This window comes from uncultured Amphritea sp. (assembly GCF_937127095.1).
In the GTDB taxonomy this organism is placed as follows: Bacteria; Pseudomonadota; Gammaproteobacteria; order Pseudomonadales; family Balneatricaceae; genus Amphritea.
In genome coordinates this window covers 56,236-75,556 of record NZ_CAKZLP010000056.1, presented here as the reverse complement: position 1 = coordinate 75,556, position 19,321 = coordinate 56,236, and the positions used below count along the sequence as shown (strand labels likewise).

General features: G+C 52.1%; 14 protein-coding genes. 11 read left to right on the top strand and 3 right to left on the bottom strand.

From position 1 onward, the window contains the following. Positions 1-244 precede the first annotated feature (244 nt). Positions 245-2,203, top strand: coding sequence for a methyl-accepting chemotaxis protein (locus tag Q0499_RS14145; RefSeq protein WP_299200388.1), 1,959 nt, complete (start codon positions 245-247; stop codon positions 2,201-2,203). Between the two features lie 175 nt (positions 2,204-2,378). Here the strand turns inward: Q0499_RS14145 and Q0499_RS14140 are convergent, their stop codons facing one another. Further along, entirely contained in the window at positions 2,379-4,421 is a 2,043-nt protein-coding gene (locus tag Q0499_RS14140) for a sigma-54-dependent Fis family transcriptional regulator (protein WP_299200387.1), read from the bottom strand. Positions 4,422-4,769: 348 nt separating this feature from the next. Between Q0499_RS14140 and Q0499_RS14135 the strand changes: the two genes are divergently transcribed. The 9 genes from Q0499_RS14135 to Q0499_RS14095 all read left to right on the top strand — a co-directional run bounded on the left by Q0499_RS14135 (position 4,770) and on the right by Q0499_RS14095 (position 16,522). Continuing rightward, on the top strand, positions 4,770-6,914 hold the full coding sequence (locus Q0499_RS14135; RefSeq protein ID WP_299200386.1) for a hydantoinase/oxoprolinase family protein: 2,145 nt from the start codon (positions 4,770-4,772) through the stop codon (positions 6,912-6,914). A 34-nt stretch (positions 6,915-6,948) separates the two neighbouring features. Continuing rightward, complete coding sequence (locus Q0499_RS14130) at positions 6,949-9,282, top strand: hydantoinase B/oxoprolinase family protein (RefSeq protein ID WP_299200385.1); 2,334 nt, start codon at positions 6,949-6,951, stop codon at positions 9,280-9,282. A 103-nt stretch (positions 9,283-9,385) separates the two neighbouring features. After that, positions 9,386-9,886 (top strand): acetone carboxylase subunit gamma, encoded by a 501-nt coding sequence (locus Q0499_RS14125; RefSeq protein ID WP_299200384.1) that lies wholly within the window; start codon positions 9,386-9,388, stop codon positions 9,884-9,886. 114 nt (positions 9,887-10,000) lie between these two features. Then, positions 10,001-10,453, top strand: a complete 453-nt coding sequence (gene secB / locus Q0499_RS14120; protein WP_299200383.1) for a protein-export chaperone SecB — start codon at positions 10,001-10,003, stop codon at positions 10,451-10,453. A gap of 129 nt (positions 10,454-10,582) precedes the next feature. After that, positions 10,583-10,771 (top strand): hypothetical protein, encoded by a 189-nt coding sequence (locus tag Q0499_RS14115; RefSeq protein ID WP_299200382.1) that lies wholly within the window; start codon positions 10,583-10,585, stop codon positions 10,769-10,771. A gap of 382 nt (positions 10,772-11,153) precedes the next feature. Further along, complete coding sequence (gene codB, locus Q0499_RS14110; RefSeq protein ID WP_299200381.1) at positions 11,154-12,410, top strand: cytosine permease; 1,257 nt, start codon at positions 11,154-11,156, stop codon at positions 12,408-12,410. Further along, positions 12,410-13,654: a PucR family transcriptional regulator ligand-binding domain-containing protein gene (locus Q0499_RS14105; protein ID WP_299200380.1), complete on the top strand. Its 1,245-nt coding sequence runs from the start codon at positions 12,410-12,412 to the stop codon at positions 13,652-13,654. The genes codB and Q0499_RS14105 overlap by 1 nt, the downstream gene beginning before the upstream one ends. Beyond that, the gene (codA, locus tag Q0499_RS14100; protein ID WP_299200379.1) at positions 13,641-14,897 is read left to right on the top strand and encodes a cytosine deaminase; all 1,257 of its coding nucleotides are present in this window, start codon (positions 13,641-13,643) and stop codon (positions 14,895-14,897) included. The genes Q0499_RS14105 and codA overlap by 14 nt, the downstream gene beginning before the upstream one ends. A 134-nt stretch (positions 14,898-15,031) precedes the next feature. Further along, positions 15,032-16,522, top strand: a complete 1,491-nt coding sequence (locus Q0499_RS14095) for an FMN-binding glutamate synthase family protein (protein ID WP_299200378.1) — start codon at positions 15,032-15,034, stop codon at positions 16,520-16,522. A gap of 61 nt (positions 16,523-16,583) precedes the next feature. On the opposite strand, the gene Q0499_RS14090 is transcribed toward Q0499_RS14095, so the two are convergent. Next, on the bottom strand, positions 16,584-16,790 hold the full coding sequence (locus tag Q0499_RS14090; protein ID WP_299200377.1) for a PA3496 family putative envelope integrity protein: 207 nt from the start codon (positions 16,788-16,790) through the stop codon (positions 16,584-16,586). 209 nt (positions 16,791-16,999) lie between these two features. Beyond that, positions 17,000-17,881: an SIS domain-containing protein gene (locus tag Q0499_RS14085; RefSeq protein WP_299200376.1), complete on the bottom strand. Its 882-nt coding sequence runs from the start codon at positions 17,879-17,881 to the stop codon at positions 17,000-17,002. A 241-nt stretch (positions 17,882-18,122) separates the two neighbouring features. On the opposite strand from Q0499_RS14085, the gene Q0499_RS14080 reads away from it, so the two are divergent. After that, entirely contained in the window at positions 18,123-19,256 is a 1,134-nt protein-coding gene (locus tag Q0499_RS14080; protein ID WP_299200375.1) for a TRAP transporter substrate-binding protein, read from the top strand. Positions 19,257-19,321 lie beyond the last annotated feature (65 nt).

Below are 19,321 nucleotides of genomic sequence, written 5' to 3'. Positions count from 1 at the left end.
TCATCTCCGGGCCTGATTTCGGAAAACTCGCCACTTTCGTTTTCAGGCTCTGTCTTTACAGGTGGATATTATACCCCTGCATTAACGTCGGTTTTGTTACCCAATCTGGCAATCATAGGGAAGTATAATATGGCGGCTTCTGCAATAATTATCTCTGTTATATGACCGGCATCAGTCTGAATCGATCCTTAGCGGTTACGGATGATGTTTCTGACGCAACAATAACGATTCCTCGAGCCGTACTATGAAAATTCGTACTAAATTGCTGGCCTTCATTACCGTTTCGGTCATTGTGCCAATTATTATCATCTCATCATTTTCAATATATGAAGCCCGAATTACTGCGCTGGAAAATTTTGAAACCAGCAGCCGTAAAGAGATCACTCAGATCGATAATGCGTTTAACCTCTTTTTTAAAGCAATTGCCGATAATGTGACTTTCCTGGCAGGTCTTCCATTGGTTAAAGATAACAGTTTTAACTTATCCAGCTTTGTGAATGGTCCTGGCAGCTTCAAATCGCACCTGAGTGCGGGGGGACCGGAAGCGGAGCTGTACCGCATTTACGAGCAGTTTGGTCAAACTCACCCGGGGCTGGCTTATGTGTATTCTGGTCGTGCCGATGGTGGCTATATTCAGTGGCCTGATGTTGTCATGAAAGATGCTTACGACCCACGCACTCGCCCGTGGTATAAGAAGGCACTGGCAAATCCCGGTAAGGTGGTACGGACAGGGGCCTATTACTGGGCCGGTGATGATGCAACCTTTGTCGGCACCGCTAAAACGATTAATGATGGTTCTGGCAAGGTTATAGGCGTGCAGTCGATGGATGTCTCCGTGAAACAGCTGACCGAGATTGTAAAGCAGATAAAAATTGGTGAACACGGACACATACTGGTGGTTGAGGATAACGGCACGGTTTTAGTTGACCCGCTCTTTCCTGAACATAATTTTAAGAAAATCAGTGAGCTGAATACTCAACTGTTTAAACAGCTGGCTTCGGTAGACTCTGGCTTGTTGGAGGTTGAGCGAAACGGAGAAAACTATCTTGCGAAAGTGGTCAAATCATCTGCACTGGGATGGCGTTTCGTGGCGTTGGTACCCACCAGTGAGGTTTATCAGACGGCTAACCAGATTGCCTGGTTATCGCTGATCATTGCCGCGGTTCTTATTACACTGTTTATCTCCATTGGAGCGCTCTTTTCAACACTGATTACCCGGCCGATCGATCGTGTGGCTGCCGTTTTGAAAAGCATCGCTGAAGGAGAGGGGGATCTGACCACCCGGTTACCGATAGAGTCGAATGATGAGGTTGGTGAGCTATCCCGGTCATTCAATCAGTTTATTGAAAAGCTACAATCGATTATACAACAGATTGTCGGCCTGTCCGGTGACTTGAAAACCAGTGCTGATGCTGCTGCAGAGAGTGCCCATAACTCTATGGATGAGGTCAAATTACAGCTGGATCAGATTACGCTGGTAGCGACCTCGGTAGAGGAGATGTCGGCAGCGACGCAGGATATTGCCGCGAATGCTGAACACACTTCCCATGCTGCCAGTGAAAGTGCCCGTTTTAGTCAGCAGGGTCAGGCGGTGGTGATGAAAGCCCGGGATTCGATTGGTGATCTTGCGGGAGAGGTGAGTATGGCATCACAGGTTATCCTTAAGCTGAGTGAACACTCACAGCAGATAAACTCGATTTTGGGTACGATTCAGGGAATAGCAGAGCAAACCAACCTGTTAGCGTTAAATGCTGCGATTGAAGCTGCCCGGGCAGGCGAAAATGGTCGTGGGTTTGCGGTAGTGGCCGATGAGGTTCGAAGCCTTTCACAAAAAACTACCGTATCTACCGCTGATATACGCAATATGACAGCGACACTGCAGTCAACGATGCAACAGGCGGTATCTATTATGGCCAGCAGTGAAACGATGGCGCAAAACTCCGTAGAAGAGGCCAATCAGGCTTATGAACAGTTAGTTCTGATAACCGATTCTGTGAACAACATCAGTGATATGTCTTCTCAGATTGCAACCGCAACCGAGGAACAGAGTATGGTAAACAGCGGGATTGCTGAAAATACCAGTCGAATTAAAATGATTGCCGATCAGATGTTTGACAATGCTGACACCCGGCTGGAGCGATCCCGTAAACTGCATACGCTTTCTGAAGGTATGCATGGGCAGGTTGGACTTTTTAAAGTTTGAATAGAAGAAGATCACCAAAGGTGATTGATAAAGCAACGGCAGGAACTACTGGACAGACTCCGGACTATGATCCTGAGCTGATTAGGCTGGCAATCTGAAAAAGTCGTTTACAGTGGAATATTTTAACTGGAAAAAGTCTGGTTCTGAGTCACTACAGGGGCATCCCCTGTAGCTGTTAAGAAGTGGCTGATCGGTCAATCCCATACTTACTGAGTTTGATATACAGGGTGCTTTTGGCGATATTCAGTTGTCGGGCGGCGCGGGTGAGGTTGCCCCCCTGTTCCTGAATCACCCGGCAGATGACCTCTTTTTCCGCCTGGTCCAGTGGGTTATGAGCCTCGCTATCGGCGATGGCGCTTTCGGTTGCTGTTGTTGCATGATCCAGCATATTCGCCGGAAGGTCATCGGGGCTAAGCTGATCACCGTCGGTAAGAAAATAGGCCGCGGTGATCAGGTTGCTCAGTTCGCGGATGTTGCCGGGCCAGCGGTGCTTTTCGAGCAGGACGCGGAGTTCCTGGCTTAGCTGTTTTTTGATTCCGCCATGTTGCGCTGCCAGACCGGTAAGAATATGCTCTGCCAGTAAGACAACATCATCGCTACGCTCTCTTAACGGTGGAATCGTCAGGGTCATCGATGAGATGCGGTAGTAAAGATCCATCCTGAAACGTCCTTCGGCAACCTCCTGCGCCAGATCCCGGTTGGTGGCGGCTATCAGGCGGAAATTAACCTTTCTTGGCTGGGTTTCGCCGATTCGACAGATCTCTGATTCCTGCAGCACCCGCAGAAACATCGGTTGCAGATCCAGCGGCATCTCGCCAATTTCGTCGAGGAACAGGGTGCCGCCACTGGCCGCTTCAATTTTACCGATCATTCCGCCCCGACGAGCGCCGGTAAAGGCCCCATCGACGTAGCCAAACAGCTCTCCGGCGAGCAGGTCGCGGGATAAACTACCGCAGTTGAGGGCGATAAACTCTTTGCTGCTGGCAGGGCTCATCTCATGCATCGCACTGGCAAACAGCTCTTTACCCACGCCGGTTTCACCCTGTAGCAATACCGGAATCGGCGCTTTAGCTAATCGTGCCGCCTGTTGAATCGATTTAATGAATAGCGGATTGCGACCCACCAGCCTGGAGAAACCGTTGTCACTCTCCCGGGTGGTTAATTGCTCTTCACCTGATGCACGTGCAGTCGTTGTGCGCTTAGGCGTGGGAAATGGGATTGCCGCGATAAAGCCGATCTGTTCACCCTGATGGATGAGTGGCTCAACCCAGTGAGGCTCAAGCTGGTTCAGGATCGGCTCGGAGCGCTCGGCAAAGCGCCCCTGTTCGTTGAGGGTGAGAATCGGGTTGACGGCATGCAGGTCTATTTTAAGGCCCCGTGCAGCCATTACCCGGTCGGCCTGATGATTGGTGCGCACCAGGCGGCCATTCAGATCCAGTAACAGTAAGCCATCGTTGCCAGCGCTGCTGAAGCGCTCCAGGGTGACACCTAACAGCAGGTCACGTTTGGCCATCTGTAGCTGTGCCAGTTGTCCCTCGATGCGCCGGGCGCCGGAAACCGCCAGCGCCAGACAGTAGTCATGCAGGGTGTTTTTCAGACCAGAGATATTCACGGCCCCGAGAATTTTGTTTTCGAATGGGTCACGAATCACCGCGGCAGAGCAGGTCCAGTTGTTGATGTTTTCACAGAAGTGTTCATAGGCGTGCACCTGAACGGCGGAACCGACATTGAGTGCGGTGCCGATAGCATTGGTTCCGGCCACACTTTCATTCCAGTTGGCGCCGGGCACCAGGCTGAAATCATTCGCCAGATCACGGGTATGGTCGTCGCCATGGGAGCATAAAATCATCCCGGTCGGCGCGACCAGATGCATAATCGTACCGGATTCTGCCAGCAGGTCTTTGGCATCCCGCAGGATCGGTTCTGAGGCGGATATGAGTTCCCGATAACTCTCCCTGACCGATTCCAGTTGCTGCTCATCCAGCTCGATCGCCTTATTGGCAACCAGGGGATTTACTGCTTCAGACACACAACGTTGCCAGGAGGCCTGGATCAATGGACGCACCGAATCATCAGACAGCGAGCCTTTACTAAGCAGGGCTTCCCGTGCTTTGGCGATCTTTCTGGGATGTTCGACCGCTGCAGAACCCCGCAGGGTGGATTTCATATTCGTGGCATTCATACTGTTATTTTTATAGTTATGGATACGTCGGTTCATTCTGAACCTCCTGCCGACGTTTTTCAATTGTCTATTTTTTGTACGGGTATTGGTTTGTTGACGCGCTGAGCTGATGCCGAAATAGGTTTTATTCCACCGCTTGAAGAAAGCGTTTGATTAACGGTCGATGACCGTCCGATTATCGAACCATTCTCTTCTGCTACCTTGCTGTCTTTTCCTCTTTTTTATTTTAAATAATTGTTTTTGTTGAAAAATAATCTATTGGCACAGCCGATGCAATTATTCACTCGAATCAGTTTGGCCGGTGGTTGAGCTGATTGCAGATCCTTACCGCGGCGAATCTTACCGGGTAAGCGGCAACAATAAAAATAAAATGAGGACACGATCTTGAATCAACTAACTAATCCAGTAGAAGTTCTTGGGATAGATGCCGGCGGCACTATGACCGATACATTTTTTGTACGGGCCGACGGGGAGTTTGTCGTCGGCAAAGCGCAAAGTAATATCAATGAATCACAGGCCGTACTTGAATCCAGCACCGATGCTCTGGCGCACTGGGACCGTAAGGTTGAGGATGTGTTTCCGGAGATGGTCACCTGTGTCTTCTCCGGTACTGCAATGCTTAACCGGGTGGTGGGCCGTAAAGGGCTGCGCACCGGTCTGATCGTCAGTAAAGGCTTTGAAGATTTTCATCGGATGGGACGGGCGATTCAGAGCTATCTGGGCTATGCCTTTGAAGACCGCATCCACCTGAATACTCACCGTTATGATGAGCCGCTGGTGGATATCAAAGATACCCGCGGGGTGACCGAGCGGGTGGATTCCAAAGGTAATGTGGTGATCGCAGTGCGTCTGCACGAAGCCCGTGAAGCGGCCCGTGAGCTGATTGAACAGGGTTGCAAGGCGATCGTTATCAGTCTGCTGAGTTCCTACCTCTACGAAGACCATGAAAAAGCGGTGCGTGATGTCTGTAAAGAGGTCGCCCGCGAAATGGGTGTGGATATTCCGGTATTCGCATCGGTGGATTACTACCCGGTACGCAAAGAGAGCCACCGCACCAACACTACGATTCTTGAAGCCTATGCGGCGGAGCCATCACGGGCAACGCTGGGCACTATCAGTGACAGTATGAAAGCGGTGGGCGGTCAGTTTGACCTGCGGGTGATGGCCAGCCATGGCGGCACCATCAGCTGGAAAGCGAAGGAGCTGGCCCGCTCGCTGGTGTCCGGTCCGATCGGTGGCGTTATCGGGGCTAAATATCTGGGCGAAAAGCTGGGTTATGAAAACATCGCCTGTTCCGATATCGGCGGTACCAGTTTTGACATGGCGCTGATCACCAAAAACAACTTTGCCATCCATAAGGATGGCGATATGGCACGCCTGGTGTTGTCTCTGCCGCTGGTGGCGATGGATACCATCGGTGCCGGTGCGGGTAGTTTCGTGCGTATCGATCCCCATGCCAATGCGATCAAGCTGGGGCCAGACAGCGCCGGTTATCGCGTTGGCACCTGCTGGCCAGAAGGCGGCGTGGATACGGTGTCCGTCACCGACTGCCATATTATTCTCGGTTATCTCAACCCGGAAAACTTCCTCGGCGGGATTCTCGAGCTGGATGTTGAGCGTGCCCGGCGTGAAATCAAACGTCAGATCGCTGATCCACTGGGACTGTCCGTTGAGGATGCAGCCGCGGGTGTTATCGAGCTGCTGGATCTGTCGCTGCGTCAGCATCTGCGGGCGATGATTACCGGTAAGGGTTACAGCCCGACCGACTTTGTTTGTTTCTCCTACGGTGGCGGCGGCCCTGTGCATGCTTACGGTTACACCAAAGGGCTGGGCTTTAAGGAAACCATCGTACCTGCATGGGCTGCGGGCTTCTCCGCCTTTGGTTGTGCCACGGCTGACTTCGAATACCGCTATGACAAGAGTGTTGATATCGGTATCACCGAAGAGTCCAGCCAGGACGACATCGCTGCGGCGACCACTACTTTGCAGGCGGCCTGGGATGAGCTGCGCAACAAAGTGCTGGAAGAGTTCCGCATTAATGGTTTCAAGGATGAGGAGGTGACGCTGACACCCGGATATTCCATGCAGTATCTCGGTCAGCTGAACGATCTGGAGATCGACTCGCCGCTGACAGCCCTGTCGGGTGCGGATGACTGGGATGCTTTGGTGCAGTCGTTTAACGATACCTATGCCCGTGTGTATGCCGATGCGGCTCGCTCTCCTGAGCTGGGATATGGCATCACCGGCGCCATTATGCGGGGTTCGGTGGTCACTAAGAAGCCGAACATACCGGAAGAGCCAGAGGTTGGCCCAACCCCTTCCGAAGAGTCCCGCCAGGGCACCCGTCCGTTCTATTACGAGAAACAGTGGGTTGAGGCGGAGATCTTCAAGATGGAGCTGTTGCAACCGGGTAATCAGGTCAAAGGGCCTGCGGTGATTGAGTCTGATGCCACAACCTACGTGGTACCACCCGGCTTCGAGACCTTCCTGGATGTGAACCGTCTATTCCACCTGATTGAATCCAAGTAATCCGATAATAAATACAAGAAATTGAGGAAAACAGATGACTATTCAAGAAAAAATAAATGGGGCAGGTACCCGACCAGCCAGTTTGTTACCTAGCGGGTTGACACTCAATGACCACCGCAATCTTATCCTGGAAAGAACCAAAGCAAGCGGCCATTACAACGGACTGGAGACGCTGGAGTTTAAAGAGTCTGATCCGATCGGCTATGAGCGGATCTTCTCTAAACTGCGTGCCGGTCTGGTGAACTCCCGTGAGGTTGCCAAGAAAATTGCCGCCTCACCCATTGTTGAGCAGGAGGGCGAGCTGTGTTTCACCCTCTATAACGTCGCCGGTGACTGTATTGCCACCTCAACCGGGATCATTATTCATGTGGGCACCATGGGGGCGGCCATTAAATATATGATTCAGAACAACTGGGAATCTAACCCCGGTATCAACCCCGGCGATATGTTTACCAATAACGACTGTCAGATCGGTAACGTACACCCCTGCGATATCGCTACGATCGTACCGATCTTCCATGAAGGCAGCCTGATCGGCTGGGTCGGCGGTGTTACTCACGTTATTGATGTGGGGGCGGTGGGCCCGGGTTCCATGTCCAATGGCCAGATTCAGCGTTTCGGTGACGGGGTGCAGATCACCTGCCGTAAAACCGGCATCAATGATACACCGCTGCGTGACTGGCTGCATGAGAGTCAGCGCAACGTGCGCACGCCGAAATACTGGATTCTGGATGAGAAAACCCGGATTGCCGGTTGTCACATGATTCGTGACCTGGTGGAAGAGACGGTGCGTGAAGAGGGCATGGAAGCCTACGAAAAGTTCGCCACCGAGGTGATTGAGGATGGTCGCCGGGGTCTGGTGAGCCGGATCAAAGCGATGACTATTCCCGGTAAGATCAAAACCGTGGCGTTCGTCGATGTGCCGTATGCCCATGAGGATGTGGCGGTGCCATCACCGTTTGCCAAAATTGACACCATTATGCACGCCCCCTGTGAGATTACCGTTAAACCGGACGCCACCTGGCGGCTCGATTTTGAGGGCTGCAGTCGTTGGGGCTGGCACACCTATAACGCTAACCCGGTCGCCTTCACCAGTGGTATCTGGGTGATGATGACCCAGTCTCTGGTGCCCACCGAGCGGATCAACGATGGTGCCCGTTATGCTACCGAGTTCCGCCTGCCAAAAGGCACCTGGACCAACCCGGATGACCGGCGTACCGCCCATGCGGATGCCTGGCACTTCCTGGTGTCCTCATGGAGTTCCCTCTGGAGAGGTATCAGCCGCACCTACTTTGGCCGCGGTTATCTGGAAGAGGTAAATGCCGGTAACTCAAACCCCTGTAACTGGTTACAGGGCGGCGGTATCAACCAGGACGGCGAGATCCATGCGGTCAACAGCTTTGAAACTGCTGCCTGTGGTACCGGTGCCTGTGCGGTTAAAGATGGTCTTAACCATGCCGCCGCTATCTGGAACCCTGAAGGCGATATGGGTGATATCGAGATTTGGGAGCTGGCGGAACCGCTGCTCTATATGGGCCGCACCATCAAGACCAATACCGGTGGTTACGGTAAGTATCGCGGTGGTCTGGGCTTTGAAACCCTGCGGATGGTCTGGGGATCTGCCGACTGGACCATGTTCTTCATGGGCAATGGCTATATGAACAGCGACTGGGGATTGATGGGTGGCTACCCGGCGGCAACCGGTTACCGTTTCGAAGCGCACAATACTGGCCTGCTGGAGCGCATCAAAGAGGGTAAATCACTGCCGCTGGGTAAAGACCGTGATCCGAGCCTGTGCGAACTTGAAAAGCACCTGGGGCCTGATGCGCTGGTTAAGCGGGATAAACAGTGCATTACCACCGAAGCGATCTTTGAAAATGGCGATCTCTATCTCAACTATCTGCGCGGCGGTCCGGGATTTGGTGATCCACTGGACCGTGCTATTGCCGATGTCGAAAACGACCTGAACCAGAACTTCGTCTTGCCGGAGTTTGCCGAAAAAGTCTACGGCGTAGTGATTTCGCAGGATAAGGATGGCACCTGGACGGTTGATGGGCAGAAAACAGTTGCCCAGCGTGGCGCGATTCGTCAAGCGCGGATCGCCCGGGGTAAGCCTACCCGTCAGTGGATGGAATCTGAGCGTCAGCGGATTATCGATAAGGATGCTTCGGTGCAGGTGCAGCAGATGTTTGCCTCCAGCTTCTATCTGTCAGAGCGATTCCTCAATGAGTTCAAAACATTCTGGGATCTGCCGTCAAGCTGGGAGCTGAAAGAGGAGGAGCTGGGTATTCCTATGTTTGGTGCCAAGCACCACATGGACCTGAGCGAACTGCCTGATGTGCATCCGGTAATCATGACTGAGCAGTAAAAGGTTGACGGAGGGGTGCCCGGCACCTCTCCTGATCACCTTACTAAAGCTATTAACTCAACTCTAAAAACTCGAATCTAAAAACAATAAAGAGAGACCAATTATGTCAAATTTTACAAAAAAACAAGTGTCCGATCTGGTAAAAGGCAGCCTTGACTGGGATACGCTGCACATGATGCTGTCCATGCCTAAGGACAAAGAGCGTTATGCCAACTATATGTCGGTACTGCAGGACCAGGTGTCCTGGGACGATAAGATCATCATGGCGTTTGGCCCGCACCTCTATCTGGCCGAAACCACCGCCGATAAAACCTTGGTGACCAAGTGCTCCTGTGGCCATGACTTTGGCGACTACCGCACTAACTGGAAACTCAATGCGTTGGTGTATGTGCGTGATGATGAGGAGAAGATGCAGGAGGTTTACCCCAAACTGATGGCGCCTGACACCAACTGGCAGGTCTACCGTGAGTACTACTGCCCGACCTGTGGCGTAATGCATGATATCGAAGCGCCAACCCCCTGGTATCCGGTGATTCACGACTTCCAGCCTGATATTCCGGCGCTGTTTGACTGGCTGGATCTGCCAGTCCCTGTCAACGCGTAGTTACAGAGGCTCGGATAGGACACACTTCCGGTCGCAGTTGGCCGGAAGTTTTCCTCGCCGCGCATTTGTTACTCAACCTTTTGCTACCCCTCTTTACTCTCAATGGAGTTTCCTATGTCAGATAACCATCAACAGCATCAGGGTGCAGACTCACCCTTCTTTGCCCTGCAGAAGATCTATGTCAAAAACTCATCCTTTGAATCACCCAACTCCGCCAGCGTGTTTCGCTCAGAGTGGAAGCCAACAGTATCGATGGACGTGAATACTACCTTTGAGCAGATCGAAGAGGGGCTTTACGAGGTGGTGCTGTCGGTTTCTGTCACGGCTAAAAATCAGGATCAGTTGGCATTTGTGGCAGAAGTCGATCAGGCCGCGATGTTTATGATTTCCGGTTTTCCCTCACCGCAACAAGCGGAGGCGCTGGGTTCGGCCTGTCCTGCTGTCATGTTCCCTTACATTCGTGAAACCATCGATCAGTTGATGGTGAAGGGCGGTTTCCCGCCGCTGATGATGGCGCCGGTCAACTTTGATGCACTGTATGCCGAACAGAATCGCAAGTCGGCATAACCGCAACAGGTGGTATCAGTGGTGCTCTGGGGAAGCCACCTTGGGAACACCGTTCTGAAAAGCTCAGGAAAACTGGCCATGGATGGTATCCCGTGTATCCCTGTCTGAGATGACAGATGGAGGCCGACAATGTCAGAAAGCCGACGCCGTTTATTACTTACCCTTGAGCCCCGGAATCAGATCACTGTATTGCAGCGCAATGTCTGCAAAGCTCTGCGGTTTGGCGTTTGTCTGGTGCTCAGGGTAAGACATTATTTTGCTACAAAGCTGGCTGAGCAGATTCGTGACAGTGGAAAAAACAATACAACACCGCGTTAATTAACTGAACGCAGCCGCCCGAAAAGTGCTGCGTTTCAGTGCTTGTCCGACGCCTGCGGCGTTACTTATGCCGTTTAAAGTGTTAAAAATCCTTGTGCAAATCTGTTATCAGCACAAGGTGGTTACCTCTCTTTTTTCATCACTATTGTCGTAAAATAGGGCAATAGCCGTGAATATGTCCCAAAACAATGCATGCTTATCAAGTTAAGATCAGCGATCAAGAGTGTGTTTTGTGCATGTTGCACTATTATGCTTTCGGCTAAGGGTTCAGCAGGAACAGCTGCTTCACAGGTTACCTAATTCACTTGAGAGTGGTATAAGCTTTGCTGCTACGGGTTGTACAAAAAACATAATCAACCTAATGAATTTAGCGGAGCCTGATATGGAACCTTCAGATTATCCATTGAGTGAAGTGCCTAAAAGTGATCGCAAAGGGCTGCTCTCAACGTCGTTGTTGTTGCTTGGTTTTACCTTTTTTACCGCTACCATGTGGGCGGGTGGATCCCTGGGAAAAGCATTCTCCTTCGGAGAACTGATGCTGGTGATTGTTGTGGGCAATCTGCTGCTGGGCATCTATGCGGCGGTACTGGCTTATATCGCCTGTAAAAGTGGCCTTAATTCGGTGCTGATGGGGCGTTTCTGTTTTGGTGAGATTGGCAGCAAGCTGTCCGATTTTATTCTGGGCTTTACCCAGATCGGCTGGTACGCCTGGGGTACCGCAACTATCGCAACGGTACTGGTGAAAACCACCGGTATGCCGGCCGAACTGGAAATTCCATTGATGATCGTCTTTGGTATGGCTTTCTGTATCACTGCTATGGTGGGCTATCGGGGGCTTGATCTGCTGTCGCGTTTTGCGGTGCCGGCGATGATGCTGTTTATCCTGATCAGCCTTTATACCGGTATGGTCGATATCGGCGGATTCAATGGCCTGATGCTACAGACTCCAACCGAGAGCCTCAGCTGGGCAGCGGCGGTTACCATGATTATCGGTACCTTCGTCAGTGGCGGAACCCAGGCGACTAACTGGAGCCGCTTTGCCAAAACGCCGAAGATTGCCGTGATTGCGACGCTGGCAGCGTTCTTTTTCGGCAATGGCCTGATGGTGCTGACCGGCGCGCTGGGGACGATGATCTATCAGCAGGCGGATATCGTTGATGTGATGATCGCCCAGGGCTTTGTAGTGCTGGCGGTGCTGATGCTGCTGCTGAATATCTGGACCACTCAGGATAATACTATCTACAACTTCGCCGTGGCTGGCTGCAATCTGTTGCGTACCGATAAGCGCCGCCTGGTGACCGTTGTCGGTGCCGCCATCGGTACGGTGCTGGCGGTTGGGGGGATGTATAACCTGCTGATCCCATTCCTGATTCTGCTGGGTACGTTTATACCGCCGATCGGCGGTGTGATCATGGCTGATTTCTGGCTTAACCATAAGGGAAATTATCCTAAACTGGCTGATCAGAACCTGCCTGCGTTCAACTGGCTGGGTCTGGCTGCCTACGGCATCGGATCTATAGCCGCTTACAGTTCACCGATGTTGCCACCGGTGGTAGGCGTGTTGGCTGCTGCGATCAGCTATGCCGTGTTACTGCGGTTGCCGTTTGTGAACTCATCCCTTGATACTGTGAAAAGCTAATGCCAATTCTGTGTGCTGATATTCCGCGTTTGCCCGGCCTTGAAAGTATCTGCATGGTTGCGGGCTTGCGCGGCAGTCAGGTCGCTGTTCGCTGGCCCTATGTGGCGGAAGATGAAACTCTGGGGCCCTGGTTACGCGGCGGCGAGCTTATTTTTGTTACCGGAATTAACCAGCGGCGTAGTGAACAAAACCTGCAACAGCTGATCCGAGAAGGGGTTGAGCACAACGCGGCTGGCATCGTGATTCTGACCGGGCCGGAGTATATCCGCATGATTCCCGGTAGTGTGAAGGCATTGGCGAATGAGCTGGGGTTTGCGCTGTTTGAGCAGCCCTATTCACTGCCGATGGTGCAGGTCACCGAGGTGATCAGTAACGCCATAGTGCAGGATAACCTGATTGGTCAGTCGACCCGGTTGTTTCTGACTCGCCTGATCAATGGCTATGCGGACACCCCGGAACTGATTCATCTGCGAGCGGCTGACCTGGGGTTAAGTGATACCCGTCCCTATGCGGTGTTGGCCGTGCGCCTGAAAGCCTTTAGTCAGCGCCTTAATCGTGATGACCCTGCCGATCAGTGGAAGTTTATCCATGAGCGGGCTCTGCTTGAGGATAAGCTGACTGAGTTGTTGATGCGTCGGGGGATTGACTGGCCGGTGCTCGAATATGAGCAGGATCTGCTGGTGATATGGCCGACAAATGCGGCGCACTCCCCGGCACTCTCTGAAGAGCTGAGCCAGGCCCTTGAACGGCTGCAGCCAGAACTTGAAGTGTTTGCCGGCGTCAGTGATCTGCAGCCGGGATTAAGCAGTATCGCTAAAGCGGCGGAGCAGGCCCGGCATGCGGTACAGTTTGCGGTGCAACAGGATCAGGCGCTGTTTTTTTACGATCAGTTGGGTATTGCCCGGCTGTTTGATGCGATTCCGCAACGCAGCCTGCTGTCTCAGTTTTGTCAGCAGCAGTTGGGGTCTTTGTGCTTTGCCCGGGATCAGCGTTCGGTGATGCTAAAGGAAACCCTGACCCACTTTCTGAACTACTTTGGTAATCAGCAACAGGCCGCTGAGTCGCTGGGTATCCACCGCAATACGCTGAGCCACCGGCTGAAACGGATTGAGCAATTGATCGACTGCCCGCTGAACGATCCGTTTGCCCGGCTGAATCTGCAAAGCGCTCTACTAATCGAGCAGATTCTGTTTCAACATCACAACATAGAAAGTTATAGCGAGAAAAACTATGGAGATCATTAACGCCCGTCTGCGTCAGAAAACGGCACTGTATACCCTGAAGATCGATAATGGCTATTTCTCTGCTATCAGTGAACAAAGCACTCGCTTAGATGCGACGACAGACCAGGTTGATGCGGATGGAAAACTGGCGTGTGCACCGTTTGTTGAACCCCATATCCATCTCGATGCGGCACTGACCGCGGGGGAACCCAACTGGAACCAGAGTGGCACATTGTTTGAGGGGATCGAGCGCTGGGGTGAGCGAAAACCATTGCTCAATGAAGCGGACATTCGTCGCCGGGTATTGAAAACCGTCGAGTTGCTGGTGCAGAACGGGGTGCAGTATATCCGCACTCACGCCGATGTCAGCGACCCGACGCTGGTTGGCTTGCGCACCCTCTGTGCCCTGCGCGATGAGCTGGCCGGTAAAATTGAGATTCAGGTGGTGGCCTTTCCCCAGGACGGTTTGCTCTCCTATCCGGGCGGCCTTGAACTGATGGAGGAGGCGCTGCAGATCGGCGCGGATGTGGTGGGGGGGATTCCTCATTTCGAATACACCCGTGAGCTGGGTGAGGCGTCGATGAAAAAGGTGATCGAGCTGGCATTGAAATATGACCGGCTGGTGGATGTGCACTGTGATGAGACCGATGATCCGAACTCCCGCTTTCTTGAAGTACTGGCGGCTGAAGCTCTGTTCAATAACCTGGGGCCACGGGTGACCGCGAGTCATACTACGGCAATGGGCTCTTACGATAACGCCTACTGTTCAAAATTGTTCCGCTTACTGAAGAAGTCGGGTATTAATTTTGTCTCCTGTCCTACCGAAAGTATCCATCTGCAAGGGCGGTTTGACAGTTACCCTAAGCGGCGTGGCCTGACCCGGGTGAAAGAGTTGAACGCAGCGGGGATTAATGTCTGTTTTGGTGAGGATTCTATTTTCGATCCCTGGTACTCCCTGGGTAATGGCAAACTGCTCCGTACCCTCGATTTTGGTCTGCATATCTGTCAGATGATGGGCTATGCCGATTTCAGCTCAGCGCTGGATCTGATTACGGATAACAGTGCCCTGACACTCAATGTTGAGCATCGTTATGGTATCGGCGTTGGCAAGCCTGGAAGCTTGATTTTACTCGATGGAGAAGACGATTATTCGGTGATTCGACAGCAGGGCGAGGTGTTATTATCGGTGCGTAATGGTGAAGTGGTTATGCAGCGCGAGCCAGCCCGTGTTGTCTCGCAGGAGTGGATTTCCGCGGCAGAATAACCATGGTTGTGACTATCTTAACTTTCCCTCCCAATTTGATGGTTGTTGCCGTAGGCAATGCCGATATAACAGGATAGGATTGGCGCTGGCAATTTTTATGATGCGCGGATAAACACACCCAAGGAGTTCGGAATATGATCGATCCCATCAGTAGCTTTGCGATTGAGTTCGTAGCCATTCTGGGTGGCATTCTGCTGTTGATCTTTGTTGGCGGGCTGATTGCCGCGCTGATTGTCTATCAGATTGACAGGCATCAGACGAAACAGACCATTCGTCGCAACTATCCTCTGTTTGGCCGGTTCCGCTATGTGTTTGAACATCTGGGAGAGTTTTTCCGCCAGTACTTCTTTGCTATGGACCGCGAAGAGATGCCGTTTAACCGGGCGCAGCGCGGCTGGTGTTACCGGGCGGCAAAGAATATTGATAACACCATCGCTTTTGGTTCATCCCGCGATCTGCGGGTGCCGGGCACCTATTATTTTCTGAACTGCCCCTTTCCGACGTTGGAAGAGGATGCGGTGAAGAATCAGCCGTTACAAATCGGTCCTTATTGTCGTGAACCCTATGACGCAAAGTCTTTTTTCAATATCTCCGGTATGAGCTACGGCGCTATCTCCAAACCTGCCATCCTCTCGTTGTCTAACGGTGCCCGGGAAGCGGGCTGCTGGATGAACACCGGAGAGGGTGGCTTGTCGCCGTTCCATCTGGAGGGTGGTTGTGACATCGTCTGTCAGATTGGTACGGCTAAGTACGGGATGCGTGATGAGCAGGGATTGCTCAGTGACGATAAGCTAAGAGAGAAGGCCGCGTACAATCAGGTGCGGATGTTTGAGATCAAGCTGAGTCAGGGGGCTAAACCAGGCAAGGGCGGTATGTTGCCCGGTGAAAAGGTGACGCCTGAGATCGCTGCTATTCGTGGCATTCCCGAGGGAGTCGCATCGATCAGCCCGAACCGCCATCCGGAGGTTAACTCTGCCGATGACCTGCTGGACATGGTGTGCCATATTCGCGAAGTCACTGGAAAACCGGTGGGCTTTAAACTGGTACTGGGTTCCACTGACTGGCTGGATGAGTTTTGTGAACGGGTGATTGCCCGTGGGTTGGAACAGGCGCCCGACTTCATCACCCTGGATAGCAGCGATGGGGGTACCGGTGCTGCACCGATGCCGCTGATGGATAGTGTTGGCTTGCCGTTACGGGAAAGTCTGCCAATACTGGTTAACAAATTGATAATGCACGGTCTGAAAGAGCGCATCCGGGTGATCGCCTCAGGTAAGTGTATCAACCCGACTGATGTGGCAGCGGCGCTCTGTATGGGGGCTGATTTCTGTGTCAGTGCACGGGGGTTCATGTTTGCGCTGGGTTGTATCCAGGCGTTGCAGTGTAACAAGAACACCTGTCCAACCGGGATTACCACCCATGATAAAGATCTGCAGCGGGGGCTGGTGCCAGAGGATAAGGCAGTGAGGGTGACTCACTACCATGATAACCTGGTGCATGAGGTGGAGATGATTGCGCATTCCTGCGGCGTGCCCGAGCCGCGAAAACTAAAGCGCAAACATGCCGCGATAGTGATCGATAGTGGCCGCTCAGTGCCGCTGGATATTCTCTATCCAGAGATGTAGTGATTCAGACGTAAAATAAAAAAGCCTGCAATCCGGTTGCAGGCTTTTTTATGCTTCAGGTTCAGATATCCTTAAACCAGAGCTCATCATTAATCTGATACTCCAGCTCTTTGCGCTGTCGACGCTCTTCGATGGCGCGCCTGACCGCCAGGCTTTTCTGACTGGCTCTTTTCTGTCTAGCCTGATTCTCATGTTCCTCAATACCGACGATGATATCGAAGATTGTTGTCTGGATTTCGTTTAGATCCTGATCTTTCCGTATAAGCATAGAAAGCACTCCTATACCCGCTGTAAAGTCCACCTGAAAGCCAATACGCAGCGTAGGCTGACAGACCGTTTCGCATTTCTGATTAACAGGGAATCCCTTTTTTATAACATAAAAAAGAGAATTTCAATGGGGCATACGCCTTACATAAGGCGTTTACGATGCAGATAGTGGCGCAGAAATGTTACAGAAAAAGGAAAGGGGTGAGATATTTATTCTTCGGGCTTGCGCAGTGGCAGGCGTTTATCGTTTTGACGTAAACTTTTTAAGCTGCGCTTAATAGTTTTCAGATGATCGAGTAGTCCCGGTCCCAGCTTCATCGCCACGCCTACCGCTAGCACATCAATCACCACCAGGTGAACAACCCGCGAAGACATCAGGGTGCTGAGGTCTTTATCCTCTTCCAGATCGATATGAATGGCGATGCTGGCGAGATCAGACAGGGGCGTATTGCTGGGGCAAAGTGAGATGACGGTAACGCCGGCATCTTTGACCAGCTTTACTGCATGCAGCAGGTCTTTGGTGCGACCGGTCTGGGAGATGGCGATGACCACATCCTTCTCCGTCAGTGTGGTGGCCGAGATCATCTGCATGTGGGGGTCGGAATAGGCCGAGGCGGCAATTTTAAGGCGGTGAAACTTATGTTGCGCATCATTACACACCGGTGCTGATGCGCCAAAGCCATAGAGTTCAAGCCGATTGGTGCTGGCAATCGCATTGATCGCCTCTTCCAGAGTATTGGCATCCAGCTCTTCCCGAACCCGCATCATATTACCGACGGTAGAGTCGAAAATTTTCTGCTTGAACTCACTCACCGTATCTTTGGTGTTGAGGGAGAACTGCTCAAAGTTGGCGTTGCTGGCGAGCCCCTGAGCCAGCGTCAGTTTAAAGTCCTGAAACCCGTCATAGTGCAGGGCACGACAGAAACGCACGACGGTAGGTTCGCTCACATTTGCTTCAGACGCCAGATCGACAATCCGCATATGGATCACATCGGAAGGGTTTTCCAGAACGTAATCAGCAACTTTTTGCTCTGATTTTCGCAGACTGGCTTTAGCGTCGGCGATCGATTTAAGAAGATTAAGCGGCTGCAAGCTGGTTTCCGTTTTCAGGTTAGGCATAACGGAGCAGAGTATATCAGTAATTCAGGTCAATAGAATAAATGCGTCCGTCATTCTGTGCGCATTCATGATTGGAAACAGACCAATAAGGCCTTGCTTACTATTTGAAATTGCAGCAATTATGACTTGGTGCTATGTTCAGTGGGTTATAAATGACAAAACAACAAAGATAGACAGTTATATAACTAAAAAATGACGATTAGGGAGAAGCCTTGTGAAACGTCGTGAAATTGTCAAAGTCCTCGGTCTGGGAGTCGCTGCTGCGGGCCTGGCAGCGTGTACTGAAGAGAAAAAAGCAGAGGTTGTCGATTGTAAACCGACAGCAGCACCTGCCGCACCAGTGGCGGAAAAGCCGGACGTTATTGAATGGAAAATGGTTACCACCTGGCCGAAGAACTTTCCGGGGCTGGGAACCGGCGCTAACTACCTGGCAGAACTGATCGGCCAGATGTCCGGTGGCCGGATTCATGTAAAAGTATATGGTGCTTCAGAACTGGTAGGCGCGTTGGAAATTTTTGATGCCGTTTCCAGGGGTACTGCGGAAATGGGTCATGGAGCGTCCTACTACTGGAAAGGAAAATCCCGCGCCGCGCAGTTTTTTGCCGCTGTTCCGTTTGGTCTGACAGCGCAGGAGATGAACTCCTGGTTGTATCATGGCGGCGGCATGGAGCTTTGGGAAGAGGTCTATGCTGAGTTTGGTCTGATCCCTGGCGCTGCGGGTAATACCGGTGTGCAGATGGGGGGCTGGTTCAACCGTGAGATTAATTCTGTTGAAGACCTGAAAGGTCTGAAAATGCGGATACCAGGTCTTGGCGGTGAGGTATTAAAGCGTGCAGGTGGTACTCCGGTGCTGTTACCGGGGGGTGAGATCTTCCCATCGTTGCAGTCTGGCGCAATCGACGCAACTGAGTGGGTAGGTCCATATAACGACCTGGCGTTCGGTCTGCATAAAGCGGCTAAGTACTATTACTATCCTGGCTGGCATGAGCCGGGCACCACACTGGAATGCTTCATGAACAAGGAGGCCTTCGAGAAACTGCCGGAAGATCTGCAGATTATCGTTCGTAATGCTCTGCGGGTAGCGAATCAGGATATGCTGGCTGACTTCACGGCGAAGAATAACCGCGCACTGGAACAGCTGGTAAATGAGCACGGTGTTGAGCTGCGTCCATTCCCTGACGATGTGCTGAAGCAGATTAAAGCGTTGTCTGATGAAGTGGTGTCTGAAGAAGCGGCGAAAGATCCGATGTCACAGAAAGTATTCGAGTCGTTTGTTAAGTTCCGCGAGCAGGCAATCAAGTGGCATGCGGTGTCTGAGCAGGCTTATCTGAACGCCCGGACCCTGTAAGCATCTAATATGGCGTGACAGTCGCCCGGCGCTGCGCAATAAAAAACCCGCTGATTCTCAGCGGG

What these genes read in the sequence shown, in the direction of transcription:
- Q0499_RS14145 (WP_299200388.1), top strand. Translation starts at nt 245, where the DNA reads ATGAAAATTCGTACTAAATTGCTGGCCTTCATTACCGTTTCGGTCATT.
- Q0499_RS14140 (WP_299200387.1), bottom strand. Translation starts at nt 4,421, where the DNA reads ATGAACCGACGTATCCATAACTATAAAAATAACAGTATGAATGCCACG.
- Q0499_RS14130 (WP_299200385.1), top strand. Translation starts at nt 6,949, where the DNA reads ATGACTATTCAAGAAAAAATAAATGGGGCAGGTACCCGACCAGCCAGT.
- Q0499_RS14125 (WP_299200384.1), top strand. Translation starts at nt 9,386, where the DNA reads ATGTCAAATTTTACAAAAAAACAAGTGTCCGATCTGGTAAAAGGCAGC.
- secB (WP_299200383.1), top strand. Translation starts at nt 10,001, where the DNA reads ATGTCAGATAACCATCAACAGCATCAGGGTGCAGACTCACCCTTCTTT.
- Q0499_RS14115 (WP_299200382.1), top strand. Translation starts at nt 10,583, where the DNA reads ATGTCAGAAAGCCGACGCCGTTTATTACTTACCCTTGAGCCCCGGAAT.
- codB (WP_299200381.1), top strand. Translation starts at nt 11,154, where the DNA reads ATGGAACCTTCAGATTATCCATTGAGTGAAGTGCCTAAAAGTGATCGC.
- Q0499_RS14105 (WP_299200380.1), top strand. Translation starts at nt 12,410, where the DNA reads ATGCCAATTCTGTGTGCTGATATTCCGCGTTTGCCCGGCCTTGAAAGT.
- codA (WP_299200379.1), top strand. Translation starts at nt 13,641, where the DNA reads ATGGAGATCATTAACGCCCGTCTGCGTCAGAAAACGGCACTGTATACC.
- Q0499_RS14095 (WP_299200378.1), top strand. Translation starts at nt 15,032, where the DNA reads ATGATCGATCCCATCAGTAGCTTTGCGATTGAGTTCGTAGCCATTCTG.
- Q0499_RS14090 (WP_299200377.1), bottom strand. Translation starts at nt 16,790, where the DNA reads ATGCTTATACGGAAAGATCAGGATCTAAACGAAATCCAGACAACAATC.